Source organism: Acidisoma sp. L85, from assembly GCF_009765865.1.
Classification (GTDB): Bacteria; Pseudomonadota; Alphaproteobacteria; order Acetobacterales; family Acetobacteraceae; genus Acidisoma.
The window spans coordinates 249,150-268,294 of sequence record NZ_LMUQ01000076.1; the positions used below are offsets into that span (position 1 = coordinate 249,150).

A 19,145-nucleotide genomic window follows, 5' to 3' on the forward strand; every position below is an offset into this window, starting at 1 on the left:
TCAGCCCTCCCCGCTCTCACGCGGGCGACAGACGCGATCGAGAATTACGGCCAGGACGACGATGCAGAGACCGGATTCGAAGCCGACATCGACCCGGACGGAATTCAGCGCTTCCACCACCGGCACGCCCAAACCACCTGCGCCCACCAGGGCCGCAATGACGACCATCGACAGGCTGAGCATGATGCATTGGGTTAGCCCGGCCATGATCGTCGGCAGCGCGTGCGGCAATTCAACCTTCCAAAGGAGCTGACGCGGAGATGCGCCGAAGGCCTGTCCCGCCTCGATCAATGGCAACAGCACGGAGGCGATGCCGAGCTGCGTGAGCCGGATTGGCGCGGGCAGGGCAAAGATGATGGTGGAGATCAGGCCCGGCACGGCACCAAGGCCGAATAGCACCAGCGTCGGGATGAGATAGACGAAGGTTGGCAAGGTCTGCATGAGGTCGAGGAACGGCCGGACGCCGACGAAAAGCCAAGGCCGATGGGCGCAAGCGATGCCGATCGGCACGCCGATGAGCATGGAAATCACGGTCGCGAAGATGATTAGCGACAGCGTCTCCATCGTCGCCGTCCAATAGCCCTGGTTGAGGATAAAGAGCAGGGCGATCGCGACGAAGAGCGAGAGTTTCCAAGACCGGCGCATCGCATAGGTGATGGCGATGACGATGAGGATCAGCACGATCGCCGGGATCGCTTCCAGCACGTAAGTGACGCCGTTGATGGCGCCAGCGATCCCGTTCGAGATGGCGTCAATGAAGTCCGTGCCGTTAATCGCGTTGACGATGCTCGCAAGCCAGTCGCCGATCGGGATTTTGTGACCGGAAACGAGCTTGGCGATTCCATCGAACATGCGGCACTCCGTTGCTAGTTGAAAACGATCGTAACACGGCGCACCGCTTCGGCGAAGGCGAAGATTCCTTTGGCGCCGGCGACCATCGCCGCCGGCGCGCTTTCTGACTTACGAGGTGGCGAGCGCCTTTTTGACGGCCTCATCGGCCGGCTGGCTGCCGTCCATCGTCGTCACGCCCTGCAGCCAGGGCGTCATCGCATCCGGATTGGCCTTCAGCCACTTCGTCGCCGCAGGCACGGGATCCATCTTGTCATACATGATCGAACCCATGATCGTGTTCTCCATGTCAAGATTGAACTTCAACTGCGTCAGGAACTTCCCGAGATTCGGGCAATCCTGCAGGTAGTTCGCGGCCACATTCGTATAGACGGTGGCGCCGCCGTAGTTCGGACCGAACACTGCGTCACCGCCCGACAAATACTTCATGTCGTATTTGGTGTTCATCGGGTGCGGCTCCCACCCTAGGAACACAATGCCTTTGTTGTGCTTGGTTTTACGGGAAACCTCGGCGAGCATGCCCTGCTCGCTGGACTGCACCAGCGTGAACTTGCCGACGCCATCGGTGTTGTTCTTGATCATATCGAGGATGAGGCGATTGCCGTCATTGCCCGGCTCGATGCCGTAAATCTTGCCGTCCAGTTCACTGTAGAACTTCGGAATGTCCTGGAAGGACTTCAGCCCCTGGTTGTAGAGATAGGTCGGAACCGCGAGCGTGTATTTGGCGCCCTCGAGGTTCGCCCCGACAACATAGACTGTTTTATTTGCGACATATGGCTTGATGTTATCCGCCATCGTCGGCATCCAATTGCCGAGGAAGACATCGATCTTCTTCTGCTTCATTTCCTCGTAGGTGACGGGAACCGAGAGCATCGTTGTCGTCGGATTATAGCCGAGCGCCTGAAGAATTGCCGTCGCGGTGCCCGTTGTGGCCGTGATGTCGGTCCAGCCGACATTGGAGAACGGTACGTTTTTACAGCTCGCCGGATCACCGGCGGCGCGCGCCGCCTGAACGCCGCCGCCAATCGTGACCGCGGCCAAGCCCATTGCCGCGACAGCCCGAAGAAGTTGTTTGCGCATCGCGCGGTTCCTTTTGACGAACGGAGTCTGGGAGCCCGAGGCGCTAGGCCTGGACAAGAGTTGAACATACTTTCAATAATCGGGTGGGGTCACGCATTTTTCGCCCAAGACGAGGCCAAATCAGCAAAATTAACCCGAAGCCCACCAAATTCTTCGGCTCGCTGGGCGAGATCTGGTGATGAAAGGCGGGGCCGAGGTCCATTTCGACATCGCTTGATTGCACGTTCAAGCAATTCTACAAGAGCCGGCCAACTCATCGACGGACAGGAGCATTCGTGGCCCGCCGAGATTCCGAGGATGTCCGACGCCGGCAATTGATCGATACGACGATCATCGTCATGGCGCAGGTCGGGTTCAATGGAACCACGCTTGGCCTCATCGCGAAACATGCAGGCGTCTCCACGGGGCTCGTCGCTCATTATTTCGGCGACAAGGACGGGCTGCTGGAAGCGACGCTTCGCGCCCTCGCTTCCCGCCTGAGCCTTGCCGCCGCAGCGCGGATGCGCGCGGCCACGTCGCCGCGCGCAAGGCTGCAGGCGGTAGTGGATGCAAATCTGGCGCCAGAGGAGATGGATTCGCAAACCGCGACCGTCTGGCTAGCCTTCTGGGGTCAGGCGATCCATTCGGAGCCGCTCAAGCGCATCCAGCGCGTCTATCAGCTCCGCGTCCTGTCCAATCTCCGCCACGCCCTGCGCAGCCTGGTGCCGGAAAGCGAGGTCGCGCGTCTCGCCATTATCATCGCCGCTATCATCGACGGTCTCTGGCTGCGTACCACGCTGTCCGCGTCCTGGAGCGAGGCGGATGCCGATGCGATACGCCGCATCGCCGCCGGTTTCGTGGAAAGCCAGATCATCGTCCGCACGGAAGGACTTCCCATGGCCGCCAAAGCCGTCCCGCATCCGCGGCACCTGAATTGGATCGGCGGCGCGCCCGTCGCCTCCGCCGCGGGCCGCAGCTTCACGACGATCAATCCCGCGACAGGCGAGGTGCTGGCGGAGATCGAGATCGCCGAAGCGCCCGAGGTCGAGGCGGCCGTATCGGCCGCACGGGCGGCGCAGAAGCTCTGGGGCCGCATGACGGGATCGGAACGCGGCCGGATTCTGCGCCGGGTCGCGGATATCCTGCGGGCAAAGAATGACGAGCTGGCCGAGTTGGAGACGCTCGACACCGGCAAGCCGATCCAGGAGACGCGGGTCGTCGATGTCATTTCGGGCGCCGACTGCATCGACTATTTCGCGGGTCTCGCGGGCGGGCTGGCGGGCGAGCATATCGATCTCGGTCCGGGTGCCATGGGCTATACACGGCGGGAGCCGCTGGGCGTCGTCGCCGGGATCGGCGCCTGGAATTATCCGTTGCAGATCGCCTGCTGGAAGGCCGCGCCGGCGCTGGCGGCGGGCAATGCGATGATCTTCAAGCCCGCCGAACTCACGCCGCTCACCGCGATCAGGCTCGCCGAGATCATGCGGGAAGCGGGGGTGCCGGACGGTGTTTTCAATGTCGTGCAGGGCTTCGGCGACACCGGGCGGCTACTGACGCGCCATCCCGGCATCGCGAAGATCTCGCTGACCGGCGAGGTCGGCACCGGCAAGAAGGTGATGGCGGATGCCGCCGAGACCCTCAAGCAGGTGACGCTGGAATTGGGCGGCAAGTCGCCGATCCTCGTGTTTGAGGATGCCGATATCGAGAATGCGGTGTCGGGCGCGTTGCTCGGCAATTTCTACTCGGCGGGCGAAGTCTGCTCCAACGGCACGCGGGTTTTCGTGCATCGCGCGATCAAGGAGCGGTTTCTGGCGCGCCTCACCGAGCGCACCGCGCGCATGGTGGTGGGCGACCCGATGGACCCCGCAACGCAGGTGGGCGCGCTGATTTCCGAGAAGCATATGGAGAAGGTGCTGTCCTACGTCGCGCGCGGCGTAGCCGAGGGCGCGCGGCTGGTCTGCGGTGGCGAGCGCATGACGCGCGACGGGCTCGATCGTGGCTTCTTCGTCTCGCCCGCCATTTTCGATGGCTGCCGCGACGATCATGCCATCGTGCGGGAGGAGATCTTCGGCCCGGTGATGACCGTGCTCGACTTCGAGCATGAGGACGAGGTCGTGGCGCGCGCGAACGATACCCCCTTCGGCCTCAGCGCCGGGGTGTTCACGCGCGATATCTCGCGCGGCCATCGGGTGATCGCGGAGCTTCAGGCCGGGACCTGCTGGATCAACACCTATAACGTGACGCCGATCGAGCTACCCTTCGGTGGGTACAAGCAGTCGGGCCTGGGGCGGGAGAACAGCCGCGCGGCGCTGGAGCATTACACGCAGCTCAAGAGCGTCTATGTCGCGCTCACCGATATCGACGCACCGTACTAACGGTGCTGCCGTCTCCCGCCGTGAGGTCAGAAGAACCGAATCATATGCAGTGCAGGCAGGGCACTGAATGGCGGTGTCGTAGTCGTTGTCGCGTTGACCGTGGTACATGATTCGTTGCCCAGAACGCGCGCGAAGCGGTCGAGCACGATGGGCAGAACCCCAGCCGCTATTCGCGCGGTTAGGTGCGGTTCGAAACCTCCATTAGGGGACGTGAAGTTATCAAACACGGAAAATCGAACAGTGCCGTGGCCAATTCTCGCATCAGACGTTTAGTCATCTCCTGATTTTCGACCAGGACACCCTAAGCCCGCCGGCACTAACAAAACCTGAGTCAATCATTCCAGCCAACGGAACAAGGATATGGAAAGCTTCGACTACATCATCGTCGGCGCGGGCTCCGCCGGCTGCGTGCTGGCGAACCGGCTGACCGAGGATGGCGAGCACAAGGTGCTGGTGCTGGAATATGGCGGGTCGGATCGCTCGATCTTCATCCAGATGCCGGCGGCGCTTTCCATTCCGATGAACCGGAAACGTTATAACTGGTTCTATGAATCTGAGCCGGAGCCGCATCTGGCGGGCCGGCGCATGCATACGCCGCGCGGCAAGGTGATCGGCGGCTCGTCCTCGATCAACGGCATGGTCTATGTGCGCGGCAATGCCCATGATTTCGAAAGCTGGGAGCGGCAGGGCGCGCGCGGCTGGGGCTATCGCCATGTGCTGCCCTATTTCCGCCGCGCCGAAACGCGGGAGGAGGGTGGAGACGCATATCGCGGCGCGGATGGTCCGCTCTACACCTCCTATGGCAAGCTGAAGAACCCGCTGTATCGCGCCTGGATCGAGGCGGCGAAGCAGGCCGGCTATCCGGAGACCGAGGATATCAACGGCTTTCAGCAGGAAGGCTTCGGCCGCATGGACATGACGGTCCGGCGCGGCCAGCGCTGGAGCGCCGCGAATGCCTACCTGAAGCCGATCCGTAGCCGGACCAATCTTGAAATCCGCAGCCATTGCCTCGTTACTTCGCTGATCCTGGAAGGCCGGACGGTGGTGGGCGTGCGCTACCGGCGGGGCAATGTCTCGCATGAGGTCAGGGCGTCGCGCGAAGTTATCCTCGCCGGCGGTCCGATCAATTCGCCGCAGTTGTTGAAACTCTCTGGTATCGGGCCTGCGGCGGAACTCGCGGAACACGGCATTACCACGGTCGCGGACCGTCCCGGTGTTGGTGAAAACCTCCAGGACCATCTGGAGTTTTACTTCCAGGTCGCGGTGACACAGCCGATCACGCTGTTTTCCGCGCAGGCGCTGCTGCCGAAAGCGGCGATCGGCTTGCGGTGGCTGCTGCGGCGGGATGGGCTCGGCGCCACCAATCATTTCGAGAGCTGCGGCTTCATCCGCAGCCGTGTGGGGATCGATTATCCGGACATCCAGTATCATTTTCTGCCGCTCGCGGTGTCCTATGACGGCAATAGCCTTGCCACCGAGCATGGCATGCAGGCGCATGTCGGCCCGATGCGTTCCAAAAGCCGTGGCTGGGTGCGGCTGCGATCAGCCGATCCCGCCGACAAGCCGCGCATCTTCTTCAACTACCTCAGCCATCCGGACGACCGGGAGGAGATGCGCGCCTGTGTCCGCCTGACGCGGGAGATTTTCGCCCAGCCCGCATTCGCTCCTTATCGCGGGCGTGAGATCCAGCCGGGTGCAGATGTGACGAGCGACGAGGCGATCGATGCCTTCGTCGCCGCGAAGGTGGAAAGCGCCTACCACCCGTCCTGCACTTGCAGGATGGGCGATGCCGCCGACCCCATGGCGGTGGTCGATCCGGAAACGCGCGTGATCGGCGTCGAGCGGCTGCGGGTGGTCGATTCCTCGATCATGCCGAGTGTGACCAATGGCAATCTCAACGCGCCGACCATCATGATCGGCGAGAAGGGGGCTGATCATATCCTCGGGCGGCCGTTGCTCGCGCCCTCCAACGCGCCCTTCTACACCGCCGCGAATTGGGAGCAGGCGCAGCGATGAGGTCCGCGTTTGCCTATGGCGCCGCGCTGATTGTCTTCGTGGCGCTCGACTTTGTTTGGTTGACGCTCACGGGCGGCTTCTATCGGGAGGTTCTGGGTGACTTGCTGGCGCCCAGTGTGCGCATCGCTCCGGCGGTTTTGTTCTATCTGGTCGATACCCTCGGGCTCCTGCTCTTCGTCATGCGGCCCGGCTTGGGCGGATCGGCTGCCAGCGTGCTTGGCCGGGGTGCTCTGTTCGGGGCCTTCACCTACGCGACTTATGATCTGACGAATTACGCGATCCTGCGCCGCTGGACACTGGGGATCACGCTCGCCGACATCCTCTGGGGCATGGTGATCAGTGCTCTGGTGTCACTCGCCGGCTGGGCGGTGCTCAGAAGAGGAAATCGCGCGAGCCCGGAATAGCCTCTCGAAAGGCGGCGGCTTCGCTCCGGCGAATGCATTCCGGAAGCGGATCGTTAACATCTTTCTGGTCTTATATCGTCACGAATAGCCGACGGATTGATAAGGACTCATTCAGGTCTCTCTCATTTCCGGATGGTGACAGGTGGGAGAACAATCCGTTCTCGACCGAGTCTCGTGACAATATCGCCGCCGCAGTGGCGCCGTAATGAGGTTCAACATGTCGAGCGTCGCGCCCTTTTCCTCGGTCTCTTCTGCGGATGGTCTATTCGGGTCTGAAGGCGTTGGCTCGACGACGCAGCCTGATTTCGCCGCGCTCTTCAATTCCTATCTCGATGACGACGACGAGACCGGCGGCGAGTCGCAGTCGTCGGCCGCTGGCCCCCTCGCGAGCGCGCAGGACAATGACATACTGCAGCAGATTACCGCCGGGGATTCCACACTGGGCGCGAAGTTCGAGAAGGATATGAAGAGCGGCGACAAGAAAGCGATCCTGAATGACATCCAGAATGCGTTGCATGAGGGTCTGATCTCGAAAGACGCCGCCTCCCAGTTCATGCAGCAGCCCGACATGGAGAAGTTGTTCAAGGGCACGCATATGGCGACGTACAAGGGTTACGAAGACGTCATCAACGAAGACGATACGAGAGGTTTCGACGGCGGCAAGGGCGGCTCCGATCTGCTAAAGGCCGGCGATAAATACGATGCCGAGCAGGTCGGAATGATTTTCGCTAAAATCTTCCTTGGCGTTGTCGCGGCGGCGGCGCTCGTCATTCCCGGCGTGGGTGAGGCGGTCGCTGGCGCAATGGGCGGCGTCGCCGCCGGTGTCGCGGTCGGTATAGGGGAGGGCGCGTCGGCGGCGGTCGATGTTGCGACCGGAGTAAGCTCGACGGTCGCCGGCGTCGTTGGCTCGGTCAGCGATGCCGCCGGTTCGGTCGCCGACGGCGTGGGTTCGGTCGTCGATGGCGTCTCGGACGCAATCAGCCCCGCCACCGATGCCGTCAATCAGGCCGTCAATCGGGCCGTCACGCCGGCGGCGGATCTCTTCGATACCACCAACGAGGACCTCTTACAGAGCGCTCAGGATGCGACAAACAAGGCCAATGATGCGGCCAATTTCGCGCAGCAGCAGGAGCGGAACGTCAGCCAGCAGCAAGACTACGATCAGCAGCAGGCCGCTCTGCAACTCCAGGCGTTGCAGGCGCAGGCAGCCGTAGGCGCCTGACGAGCAGGCGCCTTGCTTTCTGCGTTACGACGGTCGTTTTCTTCTCGGTGCGGCGCCATTCGTCGTGCGGATAGACGACGAAAGTCTCGACAAGGACGTGCTTGGCGCACTCGTTGAGACGGCATAGCCAGAGGAGCCGAGAGACGATCCAGGCTCGGGCGAAATCCTCTCGAACAGGGTGGCAAGGCGGCCTTTCGGTGCGGTATCGAGCCGTTCCGATAAGCGTATCTTAAACGCGCAATGCCTAAGGTCGGTGCGGTCAATCGGCGCCAGAGCGAATTCGCTTCGCGTGCGTTCGGGGAAAAGGAGGTCGGATCATGACGATAGCGCACGCTTCTAGACGGTCTGCTACCCAGTTTACGCGGACTCATGCCCTGGAAAACAAAGGCGAGGAGCAAGAGTCACAGCACGCGTTCACGACGCATGCTCCTATCGCGACTTTGCACCATCAGCCGGACAGAGAGCCGCCAAGACAGGCGAATCCGAGGCGTTTTGTCTCTTCCAAAAATAGTCCGCGCGGGCTTCTCACAAGGTCCTCGCGTCGCTTTTCGTCGGCGTTCTTGGGTGATCGTGCCGCTGACCTGGATGGTGACGACATTGAAGGGAGCAACGATGCTGATGCCAGGCAGACAGGCTCCAACAGCCTCAGGCCTGCTACCGGACGGCCCAGGGCGCGCACCTATGGCGATAAATACATCTTCATGGATCGGAAACGCCAGTCGCATAGGCCGGTTACGCTTAGAGCGGCTAAAGGAAAAATTCAGCCGCTGACGCCAGCTGAACGGAGGGCCACGCTCAGCGCGTATCGCGCTGCAGCGACATACGGTGGGAAGGCGCAGTCCTACAGAAAGAGAAGTCTCAGGGCACCTTGGCGGGCGCAGCCGAAGCCGCCATCCCAGAGCCGGGTGCGCTTACTAAACGAGCAGACTCTGCGAAACGCGATGATTCGACGCGGAAGTCGTAGCGATGTGCCCCGTAAAGCCGTCGCCAACATTCCCATAGGCGCCATGTTTGCCAGTGCGGCCCGCAGATAGCGACCGTCAATCGCCAAACGACAAGATCAAGTCTCGGTAGTGACACCACCGCGGACTGGAACTCGCCGTCCCGAACGCCCTTAGCTCTCGCCATCCGTCTTGAAGCGAAAGATCGTGCTCGACCGGAAGACGTGGCCAGGCTCCAGAACCGTCGAGGGGAAGCCCGGCTTGTTTGGTGAGTCCGGGAAATGCTGCGTCTCGAAACAAAAGGCGTCGGACTGGCGATAGGCGCGCCCCGCCGTGCCCGCCGAGCCGCCCCCTAGGTAGTTGGCGGTGTAGAACTGCACACCCGGCTCAGTTGTATCCACTTCCATGATGCGGCCGCTCACCGGATGATAAGCTCGGGCGGCGAGCGTCATCGCATGCGGCGCGGGTTTGTTCAGGACCCAATTGTGGTCGTAGCCATGGCCTAGCAGGATCTGCGGATGGGCGATCCGAATCCCGGCCGCGATCGGCTTGGGGTGGCGCAGGTCGAAGGGCGTGCCGTCGACCGGGGCGATCTCGCCTGTCGGGATGCCGGTCGGATCCGTGGGTGTGAAGGCATCGGCATTGATCTCGACGAGGTGCTCAAGCACCGAGCCGCTGTCATTGCCCCCGAGGTTGAAATAGGCGTGGTTGGTCAGGTTGATGACCGTGGCGGCCGTGGTCTCGGCCCGGTAGTCGATGCGGAATTCGCGTTGATCGTTCAGGCTATAGACGACCTCGACCGTGAGCGTGCCGGGGAAACCCTCATCACCGTCAGGGCTGGTGTGGGACAGGATAGCGGAGAGCGCGTGGCCGCTTTGGGCTGCGGTCACCGTCCAGATGGCACGGTCGAAGCCGCTTACGCCGCCATGCAGCGTGTTGCCCTTCTCGTTCGCCGCGAGGCGATACGTCTTGCCGTGCAGCGAGAATGCCGCCCCACCGATCCGATTGGCGTAGCGCCCGATGAGCGCGCCGAAATGGCCGGGATTCTCCTCGTATCCGGCCATATCGGCCTGATCGAGGGTCACGTTGGCGAGCCTGCCGTGGCGGTCGGGTACGAGGATCGCGGTCAAGATGCCGCCGAGATCGAGGAAGCGTACCTCGACCCCGTTCTCGGTGCGCATGCGATGCTCGGTCACCGCGCTGCCGTCAGCTAGGTGGCCGAAAGGGCGATGCGACAGGCCGATCGAGTCCCGATCCTTGGTGCTGGTCGTCATGATGCCCTCCGCCTGATGGCCGGACCCTAGACGACCCTCGGGGCGAGGGGAAATGCCGGGATCGGGCCTCGGCTTAACCCGCGGCCTTGAGCATCGGCAAAAGAAGATCCTGTACACCGGCGGCGACGATCTGCACGCCGATGGCGAGAAGAATGAGCGCGACCAGCCGCGTGACGATGCGCGAGCCGGTGTCGCCGAGGCTGCGGACCACGAAATCCGCATAGCTGTAGATAATCCAAACGATGAGGGCGATGGCGATCGAGGCGATGGAGACGCCGAGGTAGAAGGGGATTGTGCGATCGCCCGGATGCGCGGCCCCCAAGGCGATGGCGACCGAGATCGAGCCGGGTCCCACAGTGAAGGGCAGAGTGAGCGGGAAGAAGGCGACATCGGCGAGATCGGCGGTGGCGACGGTTCGTCCGTCCTGATGAGCCTGGTCGCGCTTCTCGGCCTCCCGCACCTCGGGCGACTGCAGCATGCTCCACCCCCGCGCCGCGACCACGAGACCACCGGCGATCCGCAGCGCGCCCAGGGTGATGCCGAAGAAACTCAGGAGATAGGAGCCGGCCCAGAGCGAGATGAGCAGCAGCACCATCGAATAGAAGCCAACCTTGCCGGCCAGTTTGCTCCGCTCGGCATGGCTGCGGCCTGCCGTAACCTGGGCGAAGATCAGCGCGCCGCCGATCGGATTGACGATCGAGAATAGCGCCGGGAAGGCGAGGAGAAACGCCTTCGGCACCGTGGAGACATCGCCGATCGTGAATAGAGAGGTCATCGGCGCGCTCCCAACGTGGCGCCAGGATGCCGCAGCCTCGAAGCTGGTCAAGCCCGGCGGTGCAGTCGGTTCGCGGCTGTCCGCCACTTGGCCATTGCTGGCGGAGGGGCCTAGACTTTGCGACCGCCTCGGCCATTTCGCTGCCGAAGGCGAGTAAAAAGACGTTGGTAGAACGCAAAAACAGGAGAACGCTCCGATGAGTGCTACCCTAATTCATCCTACTGTGGATAAAGGCGTCGTGCCGGGGAAAGCGGGCTTCGCCGGCGGCACGCTGGTGTGTCACTGCAAGAGCGATCAGGTAAAGGTCGAGGTCGCTTCGGATGTCGCGCATAATCATGTGTGCGGCTGCACTCAATGCTGGAAGCCTGAGGGCGCGGACTTCGCGGTCATCGCGGTGGTGCCGCGCGATAAAGTGCGGGTTGTGGCGCATGAGGAGAAGCTGGCGGTGACCAACCCTGCCGCCACGATCCAGCGCCATGCCTGCAAAGCCTGCGGCGTTCATATGTTTGGCCGCATCGAGAAGAAGGACCACCCTTTCTACGGCCTCGATTTCGTGCATACGGAGTTGGCGAGCGAAACCGGCTGGTCGCCGCCGGGCTTCGCGGCCTTCGTGTCCTCGGCGATCGAGGGGGGCGTTTCACCCGGCCAGATGGCCGCGGTCCGCGCCCGTCTCAAGGAATTGGGACTTGAGCCTTATGACTGTCTCTCGCCGGCGCTGATGGATGCGATCGCCACCCATGTCGCCAAGGCGAGCGGTAAGCTGCATTGATACAAGGCGGAGCGAAAGAAGGATGACCCGGCCATTCTCCAAGCATTGACCGGCCTGCTTTGCAGCCTGCCAACCACCCTCGCGACGGTCGTGGCGATGGTGGTGGCAGGTTTACTTTCCGCAGGCTGCCTGCTGGCGGTCCATCGCCTGATCCCGCACAACCTCCGCAGCCTGCACAACGACATCGCGGGATTCGTGCTCGCCATCGTCGGCGTGATCTATGCCGTGCTGCTGGCTTTCATCGCTATCGCGGTGTGGGAGAACTACACCGCCGCCGACAACCTGGTGCAGACCGAGGCCAATCTGGTGGGGGATCTATACCGCGCCACGATCAGTCTGCCCGACGATGTCGCGCAGGGGTTGAGGCGCGATCTCTTCGCTTACACCGAAGCTGTCGTGAAGACCGAGTGGCCCGAGCTCGCCGGCGGTAAGGTCATGCAGCATGGCGGATGGCTGGCGCTCGACAACGTGCACCTCAAGCTCGCCGCGCTGCATCAGGAGGACCCGGGCACGCTGGCGGCTCAAACCTCGATGCTGCACATGCTGAACCAGCTTTACGATGTCCGGCGCGGCCGCTTCCACGCCGCGGCGGCAAGCCTGCCGGAGATCTTGTGGTGGAATTTGCTGGCGGGCGGTGGGATCCTGATTGTCTTCAGTTGTCTGTTCGGGGTGCCGCGACTTGCCATGCACGCGGTCATGGTCGGGTTGCTGGGTGCATCGATCGGGCTGGTGCTGATGCTGATCGTGCTGCTGGACAACCCCTTCAGGGGCCGCAGCCACGTCTCCGCCGAACCCTTCGACTCGTTGTCGAAAGCAGTGGAGACGATGGAGTATCCGGGCTTCATGGCGCCAGCGATGCGCGTGCGTTAGGCTGGCGAAACGATCAGGCGCGTCGCCGGTCACCCGGCTTAGCGAGTCGGACCGAGGTTACGCCGGTCTGTCCCCTAGACTCATGCAGCGCACCGCAGGCTTGGCATTCGATGATTTCACCGCCGGCCGCCGATGGTTCCCGTGCTGCATCTTCTCTCAGGCAGACCGGGCACCCGCGCAACGAACGCATCGCCGTATGCGGAATACGCCAGAAAACGCGAAGCAATGCCCGCACGGCAGGATCAATCTCAACCCGCTCCTGCTCCCAGTTGCGCCAGGTCGCCACTGGCAACTGCAGCTGTTCCGCCAGTTCGACCTGACTTAATCCAAGCTTCCGCCGCACCGAGGCAGGAGAAGGATACCAGTCGTCATGAACGACGTCTGGGTCCTCGCCATCCTCGATCATATGGCCCCGAATGTCTGCCTGCGTTGTGGCGGTCGTCTTAGGCCTGTTTATCCGGCCAGCGCCCAGCTCTGAGGCTGTCAGCCTCACTTCAGCCATCTGTCCAGCTCCTTCTGATGGGCACGTCTCGCGGAGATGATGTGCTTAGCGCTGCCGCGTTGCGTGTAAATAATGGCGTAAAGCTGCCCACCGACGCGGCCAATCTGTCTTCGTACCTCGCCGTAATCGAACCGATCACCAACCCGCTCCAAATAAGAACTGGAGAAGAGGCGGGCGACGTATTCAAAGTCTAATCCGCGCGCCGCGTAGCATCGGTCACTCTTGGCATGATCCCAAGTAAATGAGGCATCCTCGCTCACGCACTAGACTACGCTCCTAGCGTAGGCAGCTAAAGAGATTTGTGTGGACGAGGGGTCGCTTTACAGCTGCTCCAGCTCGGCCTTCGCCACGCGTCCCATCTGGTCCAGCTCCAGGTGGCAGCGGATGCCGTGGTCGCCTTCGCGCTGGATGAGGGCTGGTTCCTGAGTCTCGCAGATGGCGCCGATCTTGCGGGGGCACCGGGTGTGGAAGACGCAGCCGGAGGGCGGGTTCATCGCGCTCGGGATCTCACCATGGAGGCGCCGGGTGCCCTCGCTGTCAGTCTGCGCGGCGGCGGCGAGCAGGCTTTCGGTATAGGGGTGGTGCGGTCCGCCGAAGACCCGCTCGGCCGGGCCGATCTCCATCAGGCGCCCGAGATACAGCACGGCGATGCGGTCGGAGATGTAGCGCACGACACGCAGGTCGTGGGAGACGAAGAGGTAGCTCACCCCCTGCTCGGCCTGGAGATCGGCGAGCAGGTTGAGGATCGCCGCCTGGACCGAAACGTCGAGCGCGGAAGTCGGCTCGTCGCAGACGACGACTCTCGGGTCGCCCGCGAAGGCGCGGCCGATGGCGACGCGCTGCTTGAGGCCGCCCGAAAGCTGGCGGGGCCGCATCGGCAGATAGCGCTCGGCGAGACGGATATGGCCCATCAGCGCGGTCAATTTCGTCGCCAGCGCGGCGCCACGATAGCGGCCGAGCTTGCGCATCGGGCGAGACATGATGCGGCGGATGGTCTGGCTGCGGTTGAGCGCCGCGTCTGGGTTCTGGAAGATGATCTGCAGCGCTTCGAGTTCGGCGGGCTGGCGCTTCACGGCGGCGGCGGCGAGCTTGTTGCCGTCGAGTTCGATGACACCGTTGAGATCGGGCGCGGAGAGGCCGAGCAACAGCTTGGCGAGAGTGGTTTTTCCGCTGCCGGATTCGCCGACCAGACCGAGCGTCTCGCCCGGCCAAAGCTCCAGCGAAATGTCATGCAAAGCACGGATCGGGGTGAGCGCGCTGCCGAAGGTCTTGCTCACCTCGGCGGCCCTCAGTACGGGGCGCAGGGCGGCGCGGCTGGCGGTGCTTTTCGGCGGCGAGGGCGGGGTCGCCCGCGGCAGCGCCGGCGCCTCTTCGTGGAAGTGGCAGCGGCTGAAACGGCCGCCGGGGAGGGCGATGAGCGGCGGCTCCTCCTGCCTGCATAGGTCGCGGGCGAGGCCGCAGCGGTCGGCGAAGACACAGCCTTTGAGACCCGCAAGGGATGTCGGCAGGAATCCCGGAATGGTATCGAGCCGCGTCTCATGTTTGGAGAGGCCGGCTTGCGGCAGGCAGCGCAGCAGTCCCACAGTGTAAGGGTGCCGTGGCGCCGCGAAGACTTGCCGCGTGGGTCCTTCCTCGACCAGCGTTCCGGCGTAAAGCACTCCGACGCGGGCGCACATGCGGCTGATGACCGCCAGGTTGTGGCCGATGAACAGCACGGAGCTGCCGAATTCCTGGCGGAGTTGCTGGATGAGGTCGAGCACCTCCGCCTCGACCGTGGCGTCCAGCGCCGTCGTCGGCTCGTCGAGAATGAGCAACGTGGGATCGACGGCGAGCGCCATGGCGATCACCACGCGCTGCAGCATGCCGCCCGAAAGTTCGTGCGGGTAGCGGTGCATGACACGCCCGGCATCGACAATGCGAACGCGTTTGAGCATCGCCTCGGCACGGTCCAAGCGTTCGGCGGCGGGCACGCCCGCCACCTCGAAGACCTCGGCGAGCTGGCGGCCGATGCGTAAGGAGGGGTTCAGCGCCCGGCCGGGGTCCTGGTAGACCATCGAGATACTGCGTGTGCGGAGGCGCCTGAGTGCGACGGCATCCATCGCCAGCGCATCCTCGCCCGCGATGCGGATGGCACCGGCGCGCACGCGGCCGTTGCTCGGCAGATAGCGGGTGACCGCGAGGGCGACGGTCGATTTGCCGCAGCCGGATTCGCCGACGAGGCCGAAGGTTTCGCCGCGGCCGATGCGGAAGGAGACGCCGCGGATGACTTGCCTGTCCCGGCCACGCACCCGATAGGCGATGTCGAGATCCTGCACGTCCAGCGCATCAGCGGCCGCTGCGGAGGTGCCGAGGGTTGTGGCGTCAGGCATCGACCACCCCATGGATGCCTTCAGCGGCCAGATTGACGCCGACAACAAGCGAGCCGATGGCGAGGGCGTCGAACAGCACCGTCCACCAATAGCCGCCACCGATCAGCCCGTAATTCTGCGAGATGGCGAGACCCCAATCCGATGAAGGCGGCTGAATGCCCAGGCCGAGGAAACTCAGCGAGGCGACGGTAAAGATGGCGTAGCCAAGGCGAACGGTCGCTTCCACGAGGATGGGCGGCAGGACGTTCGGCAAGATTTCGACGGTCATGATGTAGAGCGGATTTTCGCCGCGCAGATTGGCGGCGGCCACGTAATCGAGGTCGCGTTCGCTCAACACGGCGGCGCGTACTGTGCGAGCGATGACGAGACCGAAGGACAGGCCGATGACGATGATGACCGTGGTATTCGAGATGCCGAGCGCGGTGATCACCAGCATCGCGATGATGAGCAGTGGCAGCGCGAGAAACGCTTCCATGATTCGGCTCACGACATCATCGGTCAGGCCGCGCGCATAGCCGGTGAGCAGGCCCAGGAATGTTCCGACTATGGTGCCGAGCAGCGTCGCGAGCGGGGCCACAATCAGGATGTCACGCGAGCCGACGATGACGCGGGAGAGCACGTCGCGGCCATATTGGTCGGTGCCGAACCAATGATCGCCGGAGGGTGGTGTGAGGGTATTGAGCAGGTCGGTGTCGTTCGAGCCGTAAGGCGCGATGAACGGTCCGGCGATCGCCATGACGATCCAGAAGATAAGGATGACTGCGCCAATAACGAAAGACGGCGAGCGCAGCAGCAGTCCGAGGCGTTGGCGGCGGATGACGTCGGGCGTGTCGAGCGAGGGTGCGTTCGGCGGAACGGGCGCGGCCTCGACGTCCGGCGTGAGGGCCGTGCTCATTCGCGTCGTCCGAAGGAAATGCGCGGATTGAGCGCGGAATACAGCATGTCGGCGACTAGGTTCGCGACGATGTAGGTTAGACCGATGACCAGGATGCCGGCGGCGAGCATCGGGAAATCCTTCGCCTTCGCCGCCGCGAAGATCAGGCCGCCAATGCCGTGGTAGTTGAAGAGCGTCTCGACCACGACGAGTCCGCCGATCAGATAGCCGCTCTGCACAGCGACAACGGTGATGGTAGGCAACAGCGCATTGCGTAACACGTGCCGCCAGATCACTTGGCGATAGGTAAGCCCCTTGAGTACGGCGGTGCGCGTATAGTCGGAGGCGAGGGCTTCGACCATGCCGGCGCGCGCCATGCGAGCGATATAGCCGAAGATGATCATGAAGAGCGGGATTGCCGGCATCAGCAGGTAATAGAGTTGGGTGAGTCCTCCGGCGCTGTTCGGCGCCGTTGCTGTAAGCGGGAAGACGTGCAGCCAGATGCTGAACACCATGATGAGCACAATGCCCGACACGAATTCGGGCACTACGGTCGCCGACAATCCGGACAGCACGATGGCGCGGTCAATCCAGGTGCCGAGCCGCAACGCCGCCACGACACCGCCGAGGATGCCGAGCGGCACGACAAAGACGAAGGCCACGCCGGCTAGTTTCAGCGAATTGACCAGCGCATGGCCGATGAACGGGCCGACCGGCGCGCGGTAGGTATAGGACATGCCCATATTGCCCTGCACCATGCCGCTGACCCAATGCCAATACTGGAGGAGAAGCGGCTGATCGACGCCGAGCTGGTGGTTCAAAACGGCGACCGCCCGCGCATCGGCGAGCGGTCCCAGAATGGCGCGGCCCACATCGCCGGGCAGCACCTGGCAGCCCGCGAAAACGATGATGCTGAGCAGCACAAGGGTAATGACCGCGAGCAATAGACGGTAGGCGAGGGCCTGTGCGAATCTCATCCTGCCTGCGGTCTCCCCTATGGTCAGGTTTTCGCGATGCTCACACGATCGAGGAACGGACGGTCCGCCACGGCAGGCAGGCCCGAGACGTTCTTCGAGGTTGCATAGAGATAGTTGTAGAAATAGCCGAAGATGATCGGCGTCTCGTCGAGCAGCAGGCTCTCGATCTTGCCGGAAACGGCGCGCTGCCCGCTGAGATCCAGCGCCTTCACATAATCGACAACGAGGCCGTCATAGGTCTTGTTGTTGAAATGCGCCGCGTTCCACGGACCGCCGGTTACCAGCGGCGCACCAAGGAACACATTCGGCACACCACGATTGCCGTAATCGGTTATGCCGAGCGGGCTGTCGAGCCAGTCGGATTGACCGAAGACCGCCTTGCCGTAATAGGCGCCCTGATCCTCGACATGCAGCTTGATGTCGATGCCGATCTTCTTCGCGAAGCTCTGGATGAGCACGGCGTAATCGGGAATTTCGAGGAACTGTTCGGTGGTCAGCGTGACAGAGAAGCCGTTGGACACTCCGGCGGCGCCTAGCAGCTCGCGCGCTTTCTTCAAATCCTGGTCGCGCTGCGGAATCGAGGTGTCGGTCGATGGGAAAGCGGGGCAGAAGGGACTGTCATTGCCGACATCCGCATGGCCCTGGAACAACCCGCGCACGAGCGCCTTGCGGTTGATCGAGAGCGCGAGCGCCTGACGCACGCGCTTGTCGCGGAACGAGCCCTGGTCGCAACGCATATGCACCTGCTGATGCGCGCTCGACTTGCAGCTGACGATCTTGAAATCAGGATTGTTGAGGATCGCGCGGCCGGCGGCGACGGGCATCTGCGCCAGCATATCGACCTGGCCGCCCTGCAACGCCAGAACCTGAGGCTGCATGTCGGAGTAGAAGGTGAATTCGAGCCGGTCGGGAAGCGCCTTCGGCCCCCAATAGCTGTCGTTTCGGGTGTAGGAGCAGCCGACCTTCGGGATGTATTTTTCGAGCTTGAACGGCCCGGTGCCGATGAAGCTCTGCTCGAACCCGCCCGTGTAATTCGCCGGCAGGATGTAGCAGTTATAGTTGTCGGAGGAGAGAATATAAGGGAAGTTTCCGCTGGGCGCGTCGAGATGGAATTCGACGGTCAGATCGTCAACCTTGTGCGATGCGCCGACCGAGAGCACGCCCTTGAAGGCGGATAGCGCGTTGGAGGCGTTCTTAGGATTGGCCAGCCGCTCCACGCTCGCGATCACCGCATCCGCGTTCATCGGTTCGCCATTGGTGAACTTCACGCCCGAGCGCAGCTTGAAGGTCCAGACCGAGCCGTCCGTGTTGGGAGACCAGCTCGTTGCCAGAACCGGACGGAGGGTGAAGTCGGGATTGAGGGCGCAGAGGTATTCGGCGCTTTGCATCGCAACCATCAACCCGCCATCGTCGGCGATTGTAACGGGATCGATCGCGCCGGCCGGCATCGTCATGGCGACGCGCAAAGTGCCGCCCGAGGTTCCATCCGCTCGCGCACCGCGGCTGCCGGCCATGCCCATGGCGCCCGCAAGCGTTCCGAGCAGCGGCAGGGACAGGCCGAGGCGCGTGCCGTGAATGAGAAACCCGCGGCGATCGACCCGCCCGGCCAGGGCGTTGTCCATCAGGTCGTTGTCGACTTCCGACAGGTTGCGCCGAATGGCGGAGATCAGGCTATCGCGCTGGGACATCATATCCTCTTTTATTGTGGCCGCGTGGCAGGAAGGGGCCGATCCTCTAAAGTGGCCGCCGGTGTCCCCGGCCATTGGGCGAGCCACAGGCATACACTCCACGGCATGAATGACGGACGGAAAATCTAGCTTTGTCAAATCCCGCGGACCCGCCAATCCGGATCTTTTGGCGTTACAACTT

General features: G+C 63.0%; 16 protein-coding genes. 6 read left to right on the plus strand and 10 right to left on the minus strand.

All coding sequences use genetic code 11. The features are described 5' to 3' along the window. The gene (gene choW / locus GSQ83_RS26940) at window positions 1-852 is read right to left on the minus strand and encodes a choline ABC transporter permease subunit (protein WP_158805939.1); all 852 of its coding nucleotides are present in this window, start codon (window positions 850-852) and stop codon (window positions 1-3) included. A gap of 108 nt (window positions 853-960) precedes the next feature. After that, entirely contained in the window at window positions 961-1,929 is a 969-nt protein-coding gene (gene choX, locus GSQ83_RS26945) for a choline ABC transporter substrate-binding protein (RefSeq protein WP_158805940.1), read from the minus strand. Window positions 1,930-2,204: 275 nt separating this feature from the next. On the opposite strand from choX, the gene betB reads away from it, so the two are divergent. The 4 genes from betB to GSQ83_RS26965 all read left to right on the plus strand — a co-directional run bounded on the left by betB (window position 2,205) and on the right by GSQ83_RS26965 (window position 7,925). Continuing rightward, window positions 2,205-4,283: a betaine-aldehyde dehydrogenase gene (betB, locus tag GSQ83_RS26950; protein ID WP_254065932.1), complete on the plus strand. Its 2,079-nt coding sequence runs from the start codon at window positions 2,205-2,207 to the stop codon at window positions 4,281-4,283. A gap of 360 nt (window positions 4,284-4,643) precedes the next feature. Next, the gene (betA, locus tag GSQ83_RS26955) at window positions 4,644-6,299 is read left to right on the plus strand and encodes a choline dehydrogenase (RefSeq protein ID WP_158805941.1); all 1,656 of its coding nucleotides are present in this window, start codon (window positions 4,644-4,646) and stop codon (window positions 6,297-6,299) included. Beyond that, on the plus strand, window positions 6,296-6,703 hold the full coding sequence (locus GSQ83_RS26960; RefSeq protein ID WP_158805942.1) for a DUF2177 family protein: 408 nt from the start codon (window positions 6,296-6,298) through the stop codon (window positions 6,701-6,703). The genes betA and GSQ83_RS26960 overlap by 4 nt, the downstream gene beginning before the upstream one ends. A gap of 217 nt (window positions 6,704-6,920) precedes the next feature. Then, window positions 6,921-7,925, plus strand: a complete 1,005-nt coding sequence (locus tag GSQ83_RS26965) for a hypothetical protein (RefSeq protein WP_158805943.1) — start codon at window positions 6,921-6,923, stop codon at window positions 7,923-7,925. Between the two features lie 1,114 nt (window positions 7,926-9,039). Here the strand turns inward: GSQ83_RS26965 and GSQ83_RS26970 are convergent. Together GSQ83_RS26970 and GSQ83_RS26975 are read right to left on the minus strand one after the other, a co-directional pair. Continuing rightward, window positions 9,040-10,140 (minus strand): aldose epimerase family protein, encoded by a 1,101-nt coding sequence (locus GSQ83_RS26970; protein WP_158805944.1) that lies wholly within the window; start codon window positions 10,138-10,140, stop codon window positions 9,040-9,042. Window positions 10,141-10,213: 73 nt separating this feature from the next. Beyond that, window positions 10,214-10,915 carry a MarC family protein gene (locus GSQ83_RS26975; protein WP_158805945.1) on the minus strand — a complete coding sequence of 234 codons (702 nt, stop codon included), beginning with the start codon at window positions 10,913-10,915 and terminating at the stop codon, window positions 10,214-10,216. Between the two features lie 196 nt (window positions 10,916-11,111). On the opposite strand from GSQ83_RS26975, the gene gfa reads away from it, so the two are divergent. Both gfa and GSQ83_RS26985 read left to right on the plus strand, forming a co-directional pair. Continuing rightward, on the plus strand, window positions 11,112-11,684 hold the full coding sequence (gene gfa, locus GSQ83_RS26980; protein WP_158805946.1) for an S-(hydroxymethyl)glutathione synthase: 573 nt from the start codon (window positions 11,112-11,114) through the stop codon (window positions 11,682-11,684). A 45-nt stretch (window positions 11,685-11,729) separates the two neighbouring features. Beyond that, window positions 11,730-12,554, plus strand: a complete 825-nt coding sequence (locus GSQ83_RS26985) for a DUF4239 domain-containing protein (RefSeq protein ID WP_158805947.1) — start codon at window positions 11,730-11,732, stop codon at window positions 12,552-12,554. Window positions 12,555-12,567: 13 nt separating this feature from the next. Here the strand turns inward: GSQ83_RS26985 and GSQ83_RS30170 are convergent, their stop codons facing one another. From GSQ83_RS30170 to GSQ83_RS27015, 6 genes are read right to left on the minus strand one after another with little or no spacing between them, the layout of a single operon-like run. Further along, window positions 12,568-13,056 (minus strand): DNA-binding transcriptional regulator, encoded by a 489-nt coding sequence (locus tag GSQ83_RS30170; protein WP_216850603.1) that lies wholly within the window; start codon window positions 13,054-13,056, stop codon window positions 12,568-12,570. Further along, complete coding sequence (locus tag GSQ83_RS26995; protein WP_158805948.1) at window positions 13,044-13,316, minus strand: BrnT family toxin; 273 nt, start codon at window positions 13,314-13,316, stop codon at window positions 13,044-13,046. Before GSQ83_RS26995 ends, GSQ83_RS30170 begins: the two co-directional genes overlap by 13 nt. A gap of 60 nt (window positions 13,317-13,376) precedes the next feature. After that, a complete protein-coding gene (locus GSQ83_RS27000) occupies window positions 13,377-15,425 on the minus strand; it encodes an ABC transporter ATP-binding protein (RefSeq protein WP_158805949.1) in 2,049 nt (682 codons plus the stop codon). After that, the gene (locus tag GSQ83_RS27005; RefSeq protein WP_158805950.1) at window positions 15,418-16,320 is read right to left on the minus strand and encodes an ABC transporter permease; all 903 of its coding nucleotides are present in this window, start codon (window positions 16,318-16,320) and stop codon (window positions 15,418-15,420) included. The genes GSQ83_RS27000 and GSQ83_RS27005 overlap by 8 nt, the downstream gene beginning before the upstream one ends. Then, the gene (locus GSQ83_RS27010; RefSeq protein WP_158805951.1) at window positions 16,317-17,276 is read right to left on the minus strand and encodes an ABC transporter permease; all 960 of its coding nucleotides are present in this window, start codon (window positions 17,274-17,276) and stop codon (window positions 16,317-16,319) included. The genes GSQ83_RS27005 and GSQ83_RS27010 overlap by 4 nt, the downstream gene beginning before the upstream one ends. A 23-nt stretch (window positions 17,277-17,299) precedes the next feature. Continuing rightward, complete coding sequence (locus GSQ83_RS27015) at window positions 17,300-18,964, minus strand: ABC transporter substrate-binding protein (RefSeq protein ID WP_158806097.1); 1,665 nt, start codon at window positions 18,962-18,964, stop codon at window positions 17,300-17,302. Window positions 18,965-19,145 lie beyond the last annotated feature (181 nt).

Bases quoted from the DNA above. Each gene is read 5' to 3' on its own strand.
- GSQ83_RS27010 (WP_158805951.1), bottom strand. From the start codon at position 17,276: ATGAGATTCGCACAGGCCCTCGCCTACCGTCTATTGCTCGCGGTCATT.
- gfa (WP_158805946.1), top strand. From the start codon at position 11,112: ATGAGTGCTACCCTAATTCATCCTACTGTGGATAAAGGCGTCGTGCCG.
- choX (WP_158805940.1), bottom strand. From the start codon at position 1,929: ATGCGCAAACAACTTCTTCGGGCTGTCGCGGCAATGGGCTTGGCCGCG.
- choW (WP_158805939.1), bottom strand. From the start codon at position 852: ATGTTCGATGGAATCGCCAAGCTCGTTTCCGGTCACAAAATCCCGATC.
- GSQ83_RS27015 (WP_158806097.1), bottom strand. From the start codon at position 18,964: ATGTCCCAGCGCGATAGCCTGATCTCCGCCATTCGGCGCAACCTGTCG.
- betA (WP_158805941.1), top strand. From the start codon at position 4,644: ATGGAAAGCTTCGACTACATCATCGTCGGCGCGGGCTCCGCCGGCTGC.
- GSQ83_RS30170 (WP_216850603.1), bottom strand. From the start codon at position 13,056: ATGGCTGAAGTGAGGCTGACAGCCTCAGAGCTGGGCGCTGGCCGGATA.
- GSQ83_RS27000 (WP_158805949.1), bottom strand. From the start codon at position 15,425: ATGCCTGACGCCACAACCCTCGGCACCTCCGCAGCGGCCGCTGATGCG.
- GSQ83_RS27005 (WP_158805950.1), bottom strand. From the start codon at position 16,320: ATGAGCACGGCCCTCACGCCGGACGTCGAGGCCGCGCCCGTTCCGCCG.
- GSQ83_RS26970 (WP_158805944.1), bottom strand. From the start codon at position 10,140: ATGACGACCAGCACCAAGGATCGGGACTCGATCGGCCTGTCGCATCGC.
- GSQ83_RS26960 (WP_158805942.1), top strand. From the start codon at position 6,296: ATGAGGTCCGCGTTTGCCTATGGCGCCGCGCTGATTGTCTTCGTGGCG.
- GSQ83_RS26965 (WP_158805943.1), top strand. From the start codon at position 6,921: ATGTCGAGCGTCGCGCCCTTTTCCTCGGTCTCTTCTGCGGATGGTCTA.
- GSQ83_RS26975 (WP_158805945.1), bottom strand. From the start codon at position 10,915: ATGACCTCTCTATTCACGATCGGCGATGTCTCCACGGTGCCGAAGGCG.